This is a genomic window from Denitrovibrio acetiphilus DSM 12809, from assembly GCF_000025725.1.
GTDB classification, from domain to species: domain Bacteria; phylum Chrysiogenota; class Deferribacteres; order Deferribacterales; family Geovibrionaceae; genus Denitrovibrio; species Denitrovibrio acetiphilus.
On record NC_013943.1, the window covers coordinates 138,223 to 153,961 of the forward strand.

The following is a 15,739-nucleotide window of genomic DNA, read 5'->3' on the forward strand; positions in this document are numbered from 1 at the left end:
ATTTTAACTTTTACAAGTCAAATAGGTATCATATAGTAAGATCATTTACAAGTTATAGAAATGTAGAAAATTTCAATCGGCAGGTTCAGCATTAAGAGCGGCGGGGCTGTCATGGGGCAGAGTGTTCTACTCTGTTTCTACCGTTTGCTTTTGCACGGTAAAGCAGTTTGTCTGCCTGTGCATACAGTTCGTTTGTGCAGTGAATGTCTCCGGCATATTTCGACAGCAGACCTATCGATATTGTTACAACATTGCTTGTGTCAGAGGTTTCATGAGGTATTGCAAGTGCTTCGACATTCGATCTGATCCTTTCTGCAATGTTCTCGGCATGTTTTGCCCCTGCTGTTTTGTAGAGGATACCGAACTCTTCGCCGCCAAGCCTGAAACATGTGTCGTCAGCTCTCTGCATTGTTCCTGCGATGCACTTTGCGACCTTGCGGAGTGTTTCATCCCCTTTCTGGTGTCCATATGTGTCGTTGTATTGCTTAAAGTTATCCAGATCAAGGATTATAAAATTAGTCAGTTCGTTATGCCTTTTGGCGTAGTTGATGAATTTGGGATATATGTCGTTGAAGTGCCTGCGGTTAAAAATCCCCGTCAATCCGTCAGTGATAGATATCTGTTCAATGATCTTCTTATCAGTGATGTCCTGCGCGATCGAAGTGTATCCGCTGATACTGCCCTGACTGTTAAACATTGGGGCAACGCTTGACTGAACCCAGTATGTTCTGCCGTTTTTACTCAGGTTTTTTATCTCTCCGCGCCATTCGCCTCCTGAGTTTATCTGGTTTAAAACTGTATCCATTTCGTACTCATTTATATCGCTATGTCTGAGTATCCTGTGGCTTTTACCGATGAGCTCATCAGCTGTGTAGCCTGAAATTCTGCAAAATGCATCAGAAACACCGGTATACCTGCCTTCATTATCTGTTGTACAGGAGATTATATGCTTATCTATCAGCTCCATATGGTCTTTGAGCTGTTTTTCTGACTGTTTTACTGTTGTAATATCTTTTGCGGTGACAAGAAATCTTTTCCTGTCCGGCATCATAACAAAAGACATGTTGACTATGACCTTTTCACCGTTCTTTTTGATATATATTTTTTCAAAGTTATCAAGGTGTCCGTGTTTAGTCAGATGACTCAGCACTTTTGATGATTTCTGTATATTTTCTTTTGCCGTTATTTTCATACAGGTCAGGTTAAAAAGCTCTTTTCTGGAGTAACCTGTAAGTTTTTCATATGTCCTGTTAAAGAAAATGAAATTAGTATCCAGATCCATGATGGCAATTCCGTCCATAGATGTGTTGAAGACAGCTTCAAGCTCGTTTTTCTGCTGTAATAATGAGTTTTCCAGCAGTTTTTTTCTGCTTATATCCTCTGCTATGCCAATGAACCCTGTAAGAGTGCCGTCATCATCTTCAAGTTTTGTTATATGCAGACTGACAGGGAATTCATGACCGTCTTTTGTCATGAAGGTTTGCTCATTGCCGGCTGCGCCCTCGTTTAATATGTTGGTTATCATGGTTTCAAAGATTTGTGCAGGGCTGCTGTCACAAAAGGTATTTGAGTTTTTGCTGAGTATGCTTTCATTGGGCTTGTGAAATATCAATGGTGTACTGATTCCCACAATATCACTCTTTTTATATCCAAGCATTTGCTCAGCTTTTCTATTGAACAGCGTGATTCTTCCATCTTTTTTTGTTGCAATGACCGCATGGGCTGTATTGTCGAGAATGAGCTGAAGGAACTTTTTGTTATCACGGAGTTTTCTGTTGGAGTTATCCAGTGCCGCAATGATCTTCTTAAATCCGAAATTGATGATAAGCAGTATTACTGTCATGAGGGAAGCAAGGATAATCCCCAGCTTTTCAAGAGTGTTTCGGAAATCCATTTCGGCTTTGGTGATATTATGAAAAAAGATGGCTTTTGCGGCGACATTGCTGTTTAGATCATGTATGTCAAAGGAGTAAATATCAATTGTCTCTCCTCCGGTATGCATATGCAGATATGCAGGGAAGTTGTAGTGTCTCTTTTTTAAGTTATTCAGCAGAATACGGTTGTTTGATGTTTTGTACTGAAGAACAAACTGACCAATCTCAAAACCTGAATTTTCCCTGTATAGATTCAGTAGATTTTTTCTGACAAAAAGTGCGCCTCTGAGTCCGTTCATATAGTTCATGTCATTCAAAAAGATATCAGGACGTGACCCTATCTCAAGCGCTCCTATATATTGATTATTATAAAAAATCGGTGTGACTGTTCGGTATGAAAGGGAGTATTTGCCTGCTTCAAAGCCGGATATTGTCTTTTGTTCAGTATGAACCCGTTTTATCATGGAGTTTATGTCAGATGAATTGTCACCGTATCTGTCCGGACGCTGCATACGGAGAAAGCATTTACCGTCAGGAGTATGGAAATTCATAATGTTCAGATACGGGTTTTCGCTTCTGAGGGTATGCCAGCGCCCTGCAATCAGACTGTATAGTTTTTCTCTATCCCTTTCTGCAAGTGCTTGTTTGACACCAAATGAGCTGATATTAGCTTTTGACCTGCTTTTGTAAAAATTCTGGTGGCGTTCCAGAAGCTTTGAAAAGATTGTTTTGACATTATCGTAATAGTTGAACTCTAAAGCTTCAAGTTTCTTCTTTTGGTCGATATATACGATACCTATCAATATCACAGAAAAAGCAATGAGCATGCAGGTTACAAAAAGCAGGGTTTTATTTTTTGTACTTAATTTATTGATCATCCATATTTCCAGTTTGCATAATACAGATTATGATTAACAATTAATACACTTATAAATGATAGTATATACACCTATGGTGGAGTGGGTTCCTCGGATGTTTTTATGTCGTGAAAAAAGAGAAATAAGCTGAAAAAGAATCTCCGATGCCTGTGCAGACACCGGAGGGAATGCCAAAGATGCGTTATTAAGTGTTTTCGCTTGATCCGGCTTTTCTCAATATAAAATATCCTGCGATGCCCGCTATCACTGATGCTGAAAGTATGGATATTTTTGCTCCGTTCATATCCGCAGAGTCGAATGCCATGGATGCTATAAATATTGACATCGTCAGACCTATCCCTGCAAGTAAAGCCGCCCCGAGAAGGTGCAGCCTTGTGATCTCTTTCGGCAGTGATATCAGTTTGAAGTGCTCGCCAAGTTTTACAAAAGAGATTATTCCGACAGGTTTGCCTATCAGCAGACCGAATATTATCCCCAGCCCTACAGGGCTTAAGATACTGCCTAATGCGGAAGAGTCTATCGTTACGCCTGTATTGGCAAAAGCAAAAAGAGGCATGATTATAAATGCGGAGAATCCGTGAAGGTTATATTCAAGCCTGCTCATAGGGTTATAGACGGAAAGGCAGGCGTGAATTATTTTGTTCAGTGTGTGCTTCTGGCACTTTGTTGGGATCTCTGATTTGGGTATATTTTGACAATTTGCAAGTTCTGCCTGAAATATCCTCATAGAGCGGTTAAAAACATTAAAAGGAATTTTTGGCTCACTCGGGATGAACAGCGCCAGAATAACTCCTGCAACTGTTGCGTGTATACCGGACTTCAGGAAGAAATACCATAACATCGTACCGACAATGAGATAAGCCATTATGGAGCGCACACGACCTATATTCATAATAAAGAGAAGTATGATGATACCCGCAGCATATGCCAGATAGACTATGTTCAGTCCGCTTGTATAGAAAACGGCTATCACGATAACTGCTATCATGTCATCCACAACTGCCAGTGATGTTATGAATATTTTTATCTGAACCGGGACTCTGCTGCCGAGAAGAGCCATGATCCCTATGGCAAAAGCGATGTCCGTCGCCATCGGAACGCCCCATCCGTCCGGATTGCCTCCATTTCTGTTCAGTGCAAAGTAAATAAGAGCAGGCACAACAGCACCGCCCACTGCCGCGATAAAAGGCAGCAGCGCCTGACGTACGCTGGAGAGATCGCCTATAAGCACCTCCCGCTTGATCTCCAGACCGATTACAAGAAAAAACAGACCCATAAGCCCGTCATTTATCCAGTGGTGTGCGGATTTATATAGGGTGAATTCTCCTAAGGCAAAGCCCAGCTCTGTCTTCCACAGATTATGATACCAGCCTGCATACGGGGAATTAGCCAGAATGATTGCAGCAGCCATGGAGAAGAGCATGATAATACTGCTGGAGGACTGGTTTTTGAAAAACTGGGTTGTCGGGTCGATTGCGATGGTTCTGAAAGCCTGATTAATTGTCATATCTACCTCACTATTTTATTATAGCGGGTAAGACGTTCCTTTACCCGCCGCATTTGCATGCGAAGGATAAAGGTCTTGCAGATTTCGCATAAGCGAAGCCCTGTTGCCGGGTGCGGAGCACCGTAATGACGAACAACAGGCCGGAAGTGCGGCTGCTACTCCCCTTTATTCTGAAGAGCAATATATTGGCGCTTTGGAAATGTGTCAAGCGATACCGGAATCAGCATAGCTGTTTTTTATCAACAGTTGACTTTTATTATTTCATGTTATAAATTTTTAGATATGTATATTTCAAATAATCATTACTGTAAGAATGTAAATTACAGGATGCATGGGTATTGGTCAGCCGCTTATCTGCGGCATCTATCACATCGAAAACTTAATATGAACTTCAGGTGAGGGGACGGTTGGCGTTTATGCCTATAGTAGAAACTATGATTTTTAAGGAGGAGATATGATTTTTAGAAAATTATCAAAGACCGCTTTTGTGGCGGTGCTCACGGCTGCAATTTTTATCAGTGCGTTTTCAGTGGATGCAGGGTCGCTTAATGACCGGATCAAAAAAGGGGACAGCATCAGAATAGGTTTCGCTAATGAAATCCCATGGGCATATCCCGGTGAAAACAATAAACCACTCGGTTTTGTTAATGCTTATATCCTTGGTGTTCTGAAGACTATGGGCTATACAAACATCGAGCCTGTTGTGACAGAATGGGGCGGGCTCATCCCCGGTCTGAAAGCAAACCGTTTCGACATAATTACAGGCGGTATGTATATATTAAACAGCCGTTGTCAGAATATCGCTTTTTCTGAACCTATGGGGCAGGTTACTGATGCTTTTATCGTTAAAAAGGGCAACCCCGAAGGGATTAAAGATTATAAAGATATCGTAAAAAAAGGCGCTGTTCTTGCCACAGGTGCTGGTTACAACACCATAGAGGCGGCAAAGAAGGAAGGGGTTCCTGCTGATAAGATTATGGTTGTTCCAGGTCCTACAGAGATCCTTGCCGCTGTTAAAGCAGGGCGTGCTGCTGCCGGCGGTATGACTTATTTTACCGCACTGAACCTTGCGGAAGAATCAAATGACGCTGTTGAGGTCACTGACCCTGCCGCGCTGCCTGACTGGACACTGAACTATGTGGGTATCGGTTTCAGAAAGACTGATAAAGATTTCCTGAAGAAATTCAATGAGGCTCAGAAGAAATACTTAGGCACTCCGGAGATGATGGAATCCGTCAAAGAATACGGCTATACAAAAAGCCAGCTTCCAGGCAACGTGAAAACTGAATGGGTCTGTAATAACAGATAATAAACTGAAAAATTTCGGGCATGCCTATGGTGTGCCCGTTTAAACACTACTATTAATAAAAACAAAAGAAAAATTTATGACATTATTAGAGTTTCTCTCTGAATATGGTTCGAGGCTGATTGACGGCTCTCTTGTGACTGTTTTGCTTACTATTCTGGCTTCAGCTCTTGCGGTGGTGATAGCTGTTGTTATGGGGTTGATGAGAATGTCACGGAGCAGACTGATAAGCCTGCCTGCTGCTGTATATATAGAGATTTTCCGCGGAACTTCTCTTTTGGTACAGCTTTACTGGATATTTTTTGTACTTCCTCTTTTTGGTGTTACGTTTGACAAATTCACAGCAGGTTTTGTGGCTGTTGGTATGAATCTGGGCGCATATGGAGCCGAGCTGGTCAGGGGCGCAATACTCGCTGTTCCTAAGGGGCAGTGGGAAGCAGCACTCTCTCTCGGGCTTTCGCCATTCAAAAGGATGGTGCGCATCATCTTTCCGCAGGCGCTTCTCATAATGCTGCCGCCGTGGGGTAATCTGCTTATAGAGCTTCTGAAGGGAACCGCACTTGTTTCGCTCATTTCTGTTGCAGATCTTATGTTCGAGTCAAAGCAGATTAATGCATCGACATTTCTTTCTGCACAGTCCTTTGGCTGTGCGCTTATCATATATTATATAATGGCTAGGTTCATGCTGACTCCTACTATGCGCTGGTTTGAGCGGGTGATGGCACGCAAGATAGGGAGGATCAGATGAGTTTCGACTGGAAATGGGGATTTGTCTGGGACATTCTGCCGAGGCTCATAGAAGCAACAGGAAATACAGTGATGGCAGCCTGTTTCGGGTACCTGATAGCTATTGTTCTGGGGCTGATGTTCGCTCTCGGGCAGAGAACCAGATTTAAAGTTCTGAGTGTTGTGCTGCGCGAAACTGTAGAGTTTATAAGATCTACTCCGCTGGTGCTTCAGATATTTTTTGTGTTTTATGTCGGACCTCAGGTTGGTGTGATGCTATCCCCCTGGACAGCGGGGATGATTGCTATCGGTCTGCACTACGGTGCTTATCTTTCAGAGGTTTACCGTGCGGGTATAGAATCTGTTCCCAAAGGTCAGTGGGAGGCGGCTGTTTCACTCTCTCTCAGCAGAGTGCGGACGTATACCCGGGTGATACTACCTCAGGCAGTTCCCCCTGCTTTTGCAGGTATGGGTAATTATCTTGTTGGAATATTTAAAGATACGCCGATGCTTTCTGTGATTGGTGTTGCTGAGCTTATGCATACAGCAAATTCTATAGGTTCAGAAAACTATAGGTATCTGGAACCATATACTCTGGTGGGGGTGATATTTCTTCTTATCTCTCTGCCGACGGCATGGATGCTCAGAATTCTGGAAAGGGTGATACGTAAAAAGATGGGACTGAGGTTAAGATGAAAAAAAATATAGAGAATTATCCGCTGAAACTGACAGGGGAAAATATCCCTATGGTAGACTTCAGAAATGTAAGTAAAGCATACGGTGATCTGGTGGTGCTTGATTCACTGAATCTGAAAGTGGAAGAGGGGGAGATGGTAACGGTTATCGGACCTTCCGGGTCGGGTAAGACGACTGTCTTGCGGATGCTGATGGCACTGGAAAAGATAAACAGCGGCGTGATATATGTGGACGGGGAACCTCTGTCGCACATGGAGAAAAACGGAAAGCTCGTAAGGGCTAATGAGAAATATCTGCGCAGACAGCGTGCAGAGATAGGCATGTGTTTCCAGCACTTTAACCTTTTTCCGCACATGACTGCTCTTGAAAACTGCATGGAAGCTCCGGTTCATGTGCTCGGTCTCACTAAAAAGCAGGCAAGGGAACGTTCCGAAGAGCTTCTAGATATGGTGGGGATGCTTGAGAAGGCAAACGAACACCCCTCAAGGCTTTCGGGAGGTCAGCAGCAGCGTGTTGCCATAGCTAGGTCTCTTGCAATGCGTCCTAAGATGATGTTGTTTGACGAAGTTACATCTGCCCTTGATCCGGAAGTCATAGGTGAAGTTACAAGTGTTATAAGGAAGCTTGTCTCAAAGCATAATCTGACAATGCTGATGGTCACTCACCAAATGGGATTTGCAAGGGAGATATCTGACAGGGTTTGCTTTTTCTATGACGGAAAGATAGAGGAACAGGGGAAACCCGATGATATCTTTGAGAATCCTCAGAAAGAGAGAACTCAGCAGTTCCTGAGTGCGGTGCTTGAAGCAGGTTAACAGCTTGAAAGTTGCAATACTGTTCATATCTGATATCTTAGGTAAAACTACTTATTGAGGTCAATATGGACATTTCAAAAAAGATTGCAGAACTCAAACAGGATGAGAATTTTGCCCAAAACGTTGGCATGATACTGGTTCACAACGGTGTTGTCAGAGGGACGGCAAGGGCGGACGGCTCTCCTGTGTCAAAACTTGAGGTGCAGGCTGATTACGATAAAATCGATAGTATTGTCAAAGATATCGAGGCACTGGACGGCATATATAAAGTTGTGGTGGAAGCAAGGTCAGGTATTATGATGCCTGGTGACGATCTGCTCTTCCTTATTGTTGCCGGAGATATCAGAGAAAATGTAAAACCGGCTCTCGCCCTTTTGCTTGATCGTGTTAAATCTGAGGCAGTTTCCAAGAAAGAATATCTTGTTTAGATTATTAGTGGATATATAGCAGACTCTAACCCTTTATGTATGTTATAATTGAATTATTTTATGATTACGGTCGGATTGCGGCTTTAGAAGTGGGCAATTATGAGAAATTTAAATGTCCTTTATGTTGAAGATGATGAGATTACACGAATGGTGCTCTCCAGACAGCTTTCTGCGGAATATTCTAATATTTTTCAGGCAGCGGACGGAAAAGAAGGGCTTCGTATATACAAAGAGATATTACCGGATGTTGTTATAACAGACCTTACCATGCCTGTTATGTCAGGTATGGAGATGATTATGCATATTCTTGAGATAAGACCTGACCAACCGATTATTGTCCTGACAGGATGCTATGATGAATCACAGCATTTTCTGGATTGTGTGGTGATAAGCAAACCTGTGGTTGCTACTGATATTTTTAAGACTGTTGAGTCGCTTGGCATCTGATGGAAAGAAGCGGCTGAAAGCTTTGTTTCAGAGGGGGGGAGATGGGCAGTCAGTATCTTCAGCGTTCTTTTGCAAGAGTTCCGGTGGGGTATCAGTCGCTGGACATCAACGGGCATATTATTGATGTGAACGCCGAGTGGTGTTCCATGTGTGGCTACGAAAAGAAAGACGTTATCGGCAGATGGATAGGGGATTTTCTGTCTGAACCCAGCAGAGAGCATTTCAACGTTAATTTCGCACTTTTTAAAGATGTAGGGATGATAAACGAAGTACAGTTTGAAATGGTCAGAAAGGACGGCAGCGTCCTTAATGTCACCGCAGATGGAAAAGTTTCTTACGACAGTTTTGGCAATTTTATCCAGACCCACTGCACACTTAAATCAACAGATGCAGAATTTTCCTTAGACAGTAGTTACCAGAACATCCTCAACAAAACAAGCGTTCCCGTTATTGTTTTTAGTCCTGACACCTCAGACATTGTTGATGTGAATATAGCAGCATGTTTATATTATGGCTATCTTTATAAAGACTTTATAAGAAAGAGTGTGCATGATTTGAACATTGAACCAAGAGAAGTTACATCGGCAAAGATTAAGTCTATATATAACAAAAATGAAGTGAAATTCAGAATCCCCCACAGGCTTGCCGACGGAACTATACGCATCATAGAGACCCGCCCGAACAAGCTCACATTCGGCGGGAGAGACTACATTCTCTCAATGATTATTGATGTCACTGATGAAGTTCGTAATGAGCGTAAGCTTATGGCATTACTTGAGCTTTCCAAAAAACTTCTCGAGCCGAACATACTGATATCTGAAATAACAAAAACTGTGCTTGAATATGCAAAAGAGCTCACAGGGGCAGAAGACGGCTATGTAGCGACTATAGACCAGATAACGAAAAATCTTGTTCTGCACGCCTTCACCGGAGCATTGAGCAAATATAGTGATGAAAGCAGACGTATAACATTTTTCGTGGATGCGAACGGAGACTATGTTACCCCGTTCGGACAGTCGCTTGATCTTAGTAAAGCTTTTTATTCAAACAATGTTGATGAATATGTTTCATCAGATAATCTTCAAAAAAACCATCTTGATGTACACAATTTCATTTCATTTCCGGTTTATCTACAGGAGCAGCTTGTAGGGCATATTGCATTGGTAAACTCCCCTAAAGGATTCAACGATGCTGATATGCAGGTGATACAGGAGATTTCCACGATATTCGCCCTTGCGGTAAAGGGGCAGATGCAGCTTGCGGAAGAATATAAATTTCAGGAGATATTCGACAGTATAGTGGAAGGTATCGCGATCTTTAAGCCTGTCGGTAATAAGTTTATCATTACTGATATGAACAAGGCGGGTTGTAAGATCACAGGGTATTCTGCTGATGATATCAGAGGGAAGCCGTACATGGAGGTTTTTCCCGGAGCAACACCTGAAGTCGTTGATATTATGCAGAGTGTTTCAAAGGACGGTCAGCCGAGGCGTGTGAGCCTCCAGAGGTATTCTGACCAGAGAGGCACTTTTGTGATAGACGGCTATTTTTTCAGAATGCCTACGGGCTTTGTCGTTTGTCTGTTTCGTGACCTGACAGAGCTCCATACCATACAGAGTGAGCTGAAAGAGCTGAACGAAAATCTGCTGGAGCGTGTAGAGACAGAGGTTGGAATAAGGCGCAGACAGGAACAGATTATTCAGGAACAGAAGAAACTTGCCGACCTTGGGCAGATGATAAACGCTATTGCACATCAGTGGCGTCAGCCTATCAATGCTTTGGGGCTTTACTCACAGGAGATCGTTGATCTTTACGAAAAAAATGAGATAACCGACGCCTATATTGAAGAATTTGGCAATAATACAATGAAGCTTATCAGTCATCTGTCTGGGACGATTGATGATTTTCGCTGTTTTTTCATTTCAGACAAAGAGAAGGATGATTTTGAAGTTTTAAATGAAGTTATGTCTCTTATGAACCTCTTTATGGTGCAGTTTAATGCAAACGACATAAAAGTTACTATCTCATGTGAATGTCTGCATAAGAAGTTTACATGTGAGAATCTGACAGCTAATCCGGGCTGTGAGCATTCAATGTCTATGGTAAAGGGGTACAGAGGGGAATTCCGGCAGGTTATACTAAATCTTCTGCATAACGCATCGGACGCTATAAAGGAGAGCATGAAGTGTGGAGCTATCCGCTCCGGCGAGATAAATATACGGGTGTTCTGTGATGATAAAGAGATACGTGTGGAGGTCGGAGATAACGGTTCAGGTATTGACGACAATATTATAGATATGGTTTTCAACCCGTACTTTACAACAAAGCCGGCGGGCAAAGGAACCGGGATCGGTCTGTACATGTCGAAAGTGGTCATAGAAGATCACATGGGGGGGAAGTTGTCTGTTTATAACAATAAGGGGGCGGTCTTTGTCGTTACTCTTTATAAATAGATGCCGCCGCTGACTGCCCTGCAAGCCTGCCTGTGCTCCAGCATATCTGAAGATTAAATCCTCCGGTGGGTCCGTCAATGTCTATTACCTCTCCGGCAAAATAAAGATTTCCTATCAGCTTTGAACTCATTGTTTTTCCGTCGATCTCTTTCAGGTCAACACCGCCGGATGTTATCACAGCCTTTTCAAAGCCTGCGAATCGTTCAACTGTCAGTTTCATATTTTTGAGCATCCCGACAATCTTTCTGCGTGCGGATTTACTGAAATGTCCTGCCCGCATATCCGGATCAATTTCCGCCTGTTGCAGCGCTAGGGGGAGCATTTTTGGAGGGAAGAATTTTTCAAGGAGCTTTTTCATAGTCTTTCTGCTGTTTTCTTCAGCATATGAAGCTACACGGCAGTCAAGTTCCTGATATTCATCTTCCGGATACTGGTCGATCCTGAGTTCGATGTCATGGTCGAGTACGTTGATCTTTCTGGTGAGGTTATAAACCGCAGGACCTGACAGCCCGTTATCGGTAAATACAGCATCATGGATGTCTTCTGCTATCTTCTTATTCTCTTTGTAAACAGCGAGCCGTGCCCCTCGCAGGCTGAGCCCCTGAAGTTCTTTCACCCAGCTTTCTTTGACTATAACGGGCACAAGAGCGGGTGCAGGTGTGATGATGTTGTGTCCCAGATCTGCGGCATATCTGTATCCGTCCCCGCTGGAACCTGTTTTCGGGTAGGAGTTTCCGCCTGTTGTGATGATAAGGCTTTTACAGGTAATCACTTCGTTACCTGCAAGCTCGACGGATGTAATTATGTTGTCGGCTGTATGTATGTTTTTAATAATGACACCCTGCCGGATGTCCACCCTGTTCTCTTTCATGTAGCGTGTGAGTACAGAGAGGACTTCTGCCGCGGTTTCAGATTCAGGAAAGATTTTGAAATCTTTTTCCACTGTGGTGACGAGACCTCTGCCGTTGAAAAAGCTGATAGTATCTGTTGTGGAGAATCCGTTAAGCGCAGGATAAAGAAAACGTCCTTTCTTACCAAAATGTTCAACAAAGTCTTTAGTGACAGTGATGGTGTTGGTCAGGTTACACCGTCCGCTTCCGCTTATTAGGAGTTTGCGTCCGAGTGAGCCCATCTTTTCCAGCAGAAGTACACTTGCGCCGTTTTCACCTGCTGTCCCCGCAGCCATCATCCCTGCCGGACCTCCGCCTATCACTATCACATCATAAATCTTCATACTAGTCTCCCTGAATTGATGCAACTATACTTTTAATTTCGTATAATAGCAATAAAGGTGACGGTTGACTGAAAGTCCCTGTGGTGTATGATTATCCATTCAGTAAATTTCGGGTGAGACATGCCGGACATAACAATGATAACAGGTGGGGCAGGAGCGGGAAAGACCGCACATGCGCTGACTCTTGCAGCAGAATATGGCAGAAAGCTCTATGTTGCTACAGCCGAGTCCACAGACGAAGAGATGCAGGTAAAGATTGATGCGCATAAAGCGGAACGTGATGAAACTTATCAAACCGCAGAAGAACCTCTTGAAATACATAAAGCAGTAAATAGTGCTGATGCAGATGTTGTCATTATTGACTGTCTGACTTTCTGGGTTAATAACCTGATGCATTACGGCAAAGATTATGATGAATATTTCGAAAAACTGATGGGTTCCCTTAAAAGATCAGCAAAACCTGTAATAATAGTGACAAATGAAGTGGGATTCGGCATCATCCCGTGGGACAAAGAAACCAGACTATATGCTAAATTATTATCAAAAATAAATAAACAACTGGCACGCAGTGCGGACAACGTCATCATGATGGTGTCGGGACTGGAGCTGAGAGTTAAATAGAGGAGAATTATTAATGAAACTTAACGATGTTGTTGCATCTATCAAGCCTGTTGATAAAGAAATGTATAAAAAAGCTGTTGAGCGTACAGGAAACCTGATCATGCCCCCGAGAGCAATGGGGAGGCTTAACGACCTATCAGAACAACTGGCAGCAATCAGCGGAACTCTATCACCGGAATATACAAAAAAAGCAGTTTTTGTTATGGCAGGCGACCACGGGGTGACAGAAGAGGGGGTCAGTGCATTCCCACAGGAAGTTACAATACAGATGATGGGCGCTTTTACAGCGGGGATGGCGACAATAAGCGTTCTCAGCCGTGTGAATGATGTTCGTGTGGTTGTCACTGACGTGGGTTCTCTTGGCGATATTCCCGAGGGGAAGATATCAGACAAGGCAGATTTTCTGGTGCGAAAAGTTGCAAATGGCACTAAAAACCTCGCAAAAGAACCGGCAATGACCCGTGCACAGGCGGAACAGTCTGTTATGACAGGCTACGAGGTTGCTGTGGAGTATATCGAGAAAGAGGGACTTGACCTCATCACCACAGGCGATATGGGGATCGCCAACACAACTCCGTCTGCGGCTATAGGTGCTGTTTACACAGGTGCTTCTGTTGACATTATGACAGGCAGGGGCTCCGGAATAGATGATCAGGCTCTTAAACATAAGACAAACGTTATCAAACAGGCTCTTGATATGCATAAGCCTGATAAAAATGATGCTATTGATGTTCTTTCCAAAGTGGGCGGTTTCGAGATTGGTGCAATAGCCGGTGCTATGCTTGCCGGTGCTGCGAAGGGGCTTCCTGTTCTGGTGGACGGTGTTATATCAACTGCCGGTGCTCTGATAGCTGCGGGGCTTTGTCCGAGCGCAAAGGAATATATGATAGCGGGACACAGGTCTGTTGAGCCGGGACAGATTAAAATGCTCGAGTATCTCGGTCTTGATCCGCTTCTGAGCCTTGGGATGAGACTCGGTGAGGGGACTGGTGCTGTTGTGGCTATGTCTATAGTGGATAGTGCGGCTGCTATAATGCGTGAAGTAAAAACCTTTGCAGAAGCGGGAGTATCAGTAAAAGAATGAAAGCATTAAGGGACGCTTTGTCCTTTCTCACCATAATTAAATTCCAGAGTGACGATTTTGATGCTGTGCGTGCAATGAACGCATTTGTCTATGTCGGCTTTCTGCTTGGCGGTGTGTTCGTCACTGTTGCTCTTCTTCTGGGTGACAGCTTTCTTACTCCGCTTTTGATACTGACGTTATGGGTGTCGCTGACAGGTGCGCTGCATCTGGATGGTCTGATGGATACAGCGGATGCGCTCTTCTCACATCGTGACAGAGAGCGAAAGCTTGAAATAATGAAAGACAGCAGGTCGGGTGCCATGGCGGTTGTTGCCGCTATACTCCTTTTGCTGATTAAATTTGAGTCGATAAGCCAGCTAACCAGTCTGTACATTTTTTTCATAATACCTGCTCTGGCAAGGATAGGTATGGTGTGGTCGATGAAGACTATGCCTTATGTCCGCAGTGAGGGGACTGGGAAGATGTTTTTCGAAGGGAGTTCCGCCGGTGTACTTTTTCAGCTTGTACCGCTGGTTGTTGTTCTGATGCTGCTTGGAATCAAACCTGTCCTCGCACTGACTGCTGTTTTTGTCGTTTCCGTGCTTGTTCTCCAGTGGTGGTACAAAAGACAGATAGGCGGGGTCACAGGTGATCTTCTGGGTGCGCAGTGCGAAGTTACAGAGGCTGTTATGCTTGCGTTCTATGCGGGGTTTCTCCAATGAGGCAGGGAGAGCACGGTGGAGACATTCATGAGGTAGCTAACTATCTGGGCGTTCCTGCAAGTGACGTCTACGATTACAGCAGTAATGTTTCACCATATCCTATTGATATAAGTGTTGATAAAAGTGCACTTTCACGCTTGCCTGAGCCGTACAGCAGAACTCTGGCGAAAGCCTTTGCGGAGAAGTACGGCTATGATGAAAAGATGGTGTGCATCACAGCGGGTACAACAGAGGCGATAGATATCATATGCCGGATTTTTGCAGGAAAGAGTGCCTGTATCAAGAATCCAACTTATGCAGACTATAAAAAGTTTTGTAAGAATAATAAAATAACCGTCAGAAACAGTCTTCCTGTGGAGCTATACTTTATCTGCAACCCGAATAACCCCACTGGGCAGACGTGTCCAAGAGAATTTTTGCCGACTTACTTTAAAACCAGCCCCAGCACATTATTTGTTATAGATGAGTCGTATATGCCGTTTCATATTGATGAACCAATGCAGACTCTTATGGGGGAGAAGCTGGACAATATCGCTATTTTAAGATCATTTTCAAAGATATACGGACTCCCAGGGCTTAGGCTCGGCGCTGTCATAGCAAATGAGAAACTGATAGAAAAGATGAAAAATCAGATGTCACCTTGGAGCGTGAATTCTCTGGCACAGTCAGCCGGGCTGGAACTGCTGGATGTCGACACCGCTCCAATAGCAAAAAGACTGAATGATATAAAAGTGCAGTTTTTAAAAGAACTAGAGTCCATTGATTTTCTGGAGGCTGTTGACAGCGACGTTAACTATATGATGTGTAAGATGAAGAGAGGGACATCAGACGAGCTTTTCAGACATTGCCTTAACCAGCGGGTACTCATAAGGGACTGCTCGAACTTCGAAGGGCTGGACAACAGGCATGTCCGGTTTGCAATGGCAGACGACATGTCCCCACTGCTTGAAGCGTTGAAGAGTTTTTGAA

14 protein-coding genes are annotated in these 15,739 nt (G+C 43.7%); 11 read left to right on the forward strand and 3 right to left on the reverse strand.

Annotated elements, in window-relative coordinates:
* Positions 1–109: 109 nt before the first annotated feature.
* Positions 110–2,752 carry a PAS domain S-box protein gene (locus DACET_RS15270; RefSeq protein ID WP_013009490.1) on the reverse strand — a complete coding sequence of 881 codons (2,643 nt, stop codon included), beginning with the start codon at positions 2,750–2,752 and terminating at the stop codon, positions 110–112.
* Positions 2,753–2,936: 184 nt separating this feature from the next.
* Positions 2,937–4,259, reverse strand: a complete 1,323-nt coding sequence (gene nhaA, locus DACET_RS00695) for a Na+/H+ antiporter NhaA (protein WP_013009491.1) — start codon at positions 4,257–4,259, stop codon at positions 2,937–2,939.
* A gap of 454 nt (positions 4,260–4,713) precedes the next feature.
* On the opposite strand from nhaA, the gene ehuB reads away from it, so the two are divergent.
* From ehuB to DACET_RS15275, 7 genes are all read left to right on the forward strand, one after another.
* Entirely contained in the window at positions 4,714–5,568 is an 855-nt protein-coding gene (gene ehuB, locus DACET_RS00700; protein ID WP_013009492.1) for an ectoine/hydroxyectoine ABC transporter substrate-binding protein EhuB, read from the forward strand.
* Positions 5,569–5,644: 76 nt separating this feature from the next.
* On the forward strand, positions 5,645–6,313 hold the full coding sequence (gene ehuC / locus DACET_RS00705) for an ectoine/hydroxyectoine ABC transporter permease subunit EhuC (RefSeq protein WP_013009493.1): 669 nt from the start codon (positions 5,645–5,647) through the stop codon (positions 6,311–6,313).
* A complete protein-coding gene (ehuD, locus tag DACET_RS00710; RefSeq protein ID WP_013009494.1) occupies positions 6,310–6,987 on the forward strand; it encodes an ectoine/hydroxyectoine ABC transporter permease subunit EhuD in 678 nt (225 codons plus the stop codon). The genes ehuC and ehuD overlap by 4 nt, the downstream gene beginning before the upstream one ends.
* Positions 6,984–7,802 (forward strand): ectoine/hydroxyectoine ABC transporter ATP-binding protein EhuA, encoded by an 819-nt coding sequence (gene ehuA, locus DACET_RS00715; RefSeq protein WP_013009495.1) that lies wholly within the window; start codon positions 6,984–6,986, stop codon positions 7,800–7,802. The genes ehuD and ehuA overlap by 4 nt, the downstream gene beginning before the upstream one ends.
* A 65-nt stretch (positions 7,803–7,867) precedes the next feature.
* Positions 7,868–8,230, forward strand: a complete 363-nt coding sequence (locus DACET_RS00720; protein WP_013009496.1) for a molybdenum cofactor biosynthesis protein MoaE — start codon at positions 7,868–7,870, stop codon at positions 8,228–8,230.
* A 99-nt stretch (positions 8,231–8,329) separates the two neighbouring features.
* Positions 8,330–8,677 carry a response regulator transcription factor gene (locus tag DACET_RS00725; RefSeq protein WP_013009497.1) on the forward strand — a complete coding sequence of 116 codons (348 nt, stop codon included), beginning with the start codon at positions 8,330–8,332 and terminating at the stop codon, positions 8,675–8,677.
* A 41-nt stretch (positions 8,678–8,718) separates the two neighbouring features.
* Positions 8,719–11,130 (forward strand): PAS domain S-box protein, encoded by a 2,412-nt coding sequence (locus DACET_RS15275; RefSeq protein ID WP_013009498.1) that lies wholly within the window; start codon positions 8,719–8,721, stop codon positions 11,128–11,130.
* Here DACET_RS15275 and DACET_RS00735 read toward each other — a convergent pair.
* Positions 11,114–12,364: a BaiN/RdsA family NAD(P)/FAD-dependent oxidoreductase gene (locus DACET_RS00735; RefSeq protein WP_013009499.1), complete on the reverse strand. Its 1,251-nt coding sequence runs from the start codon at positions 12,362–12,364 to the stop codon at positions 11,114–11,116. The genes DACET_RS15275 and DACET_RS00735 overlap by 17 nt on opposite strands.
* A gap of 120 nt (positions 12,365–12,484) precedes the next feature.
* Between DACET_RS00735 and DACET_RS00740 the strand changes: the two genes are divergently transcribed.
* From DACET_RS00740 to DACET_RS00755, 4 genes are read left to right on the forward strand one after another with little or no spacing between them, the layout of a single operon-like run.
* Positions 12,485–12,985, forward strand: a complete 501-nt coding sequence (locus DACET_RS00740; protein ID WP_041229754.1) for a bifunctional adenosylcobinamide kinase/adenosylcobinamide-phosphate guanylyltransferase — start codon at positions 12,485–12,487, stop codon at positions 12,983–12,985.
* Positions 12,986–12,998: 13 nt separating this feature from the next.
* Complete coding sequence (gene cobT / locus DACET_RS00745; protein ID WP_013009501.1) at positions 12,999–14,069, forward strand: nicotinate-nucleotide--dimethylbenzimidazole phosphoribosyltransferase; 1,071 nt, start codon at positions 12,999–13,001, stop codon at positions 14,067–14,069.
* A complete protein-coding gene (gene cobS / locus DACET_RS00750) occupies positions 14,066–14,770 on the forward strand; it encodes an adenosylcobinamide-GDP ribazoletransferase (protein WP_013009502.1) in 705 nt (234 codons plus the stop codon). The genes cobT and cobS overlap by 4 nt, the downstream gene beginning before the upstream one ends.
* Positions 14,767–15,738: an aminotransferase class I/II-fold pyridoxal phosphate-dependent enzyme gene (locus DACET_RS00755; RefSeq protein ID WP_013009503.1), complete on the forward strand. Its 972-nt coding sequence runs from the start codon at positions 14,767–14,769 to the stop codon at positions 15,736–15,738. Before cobS ends, DACET_RS00755 begins: the two co-directional genes overlap by 4 nt.
* Position 15,739: the final 1 nt, after the last annotated feature.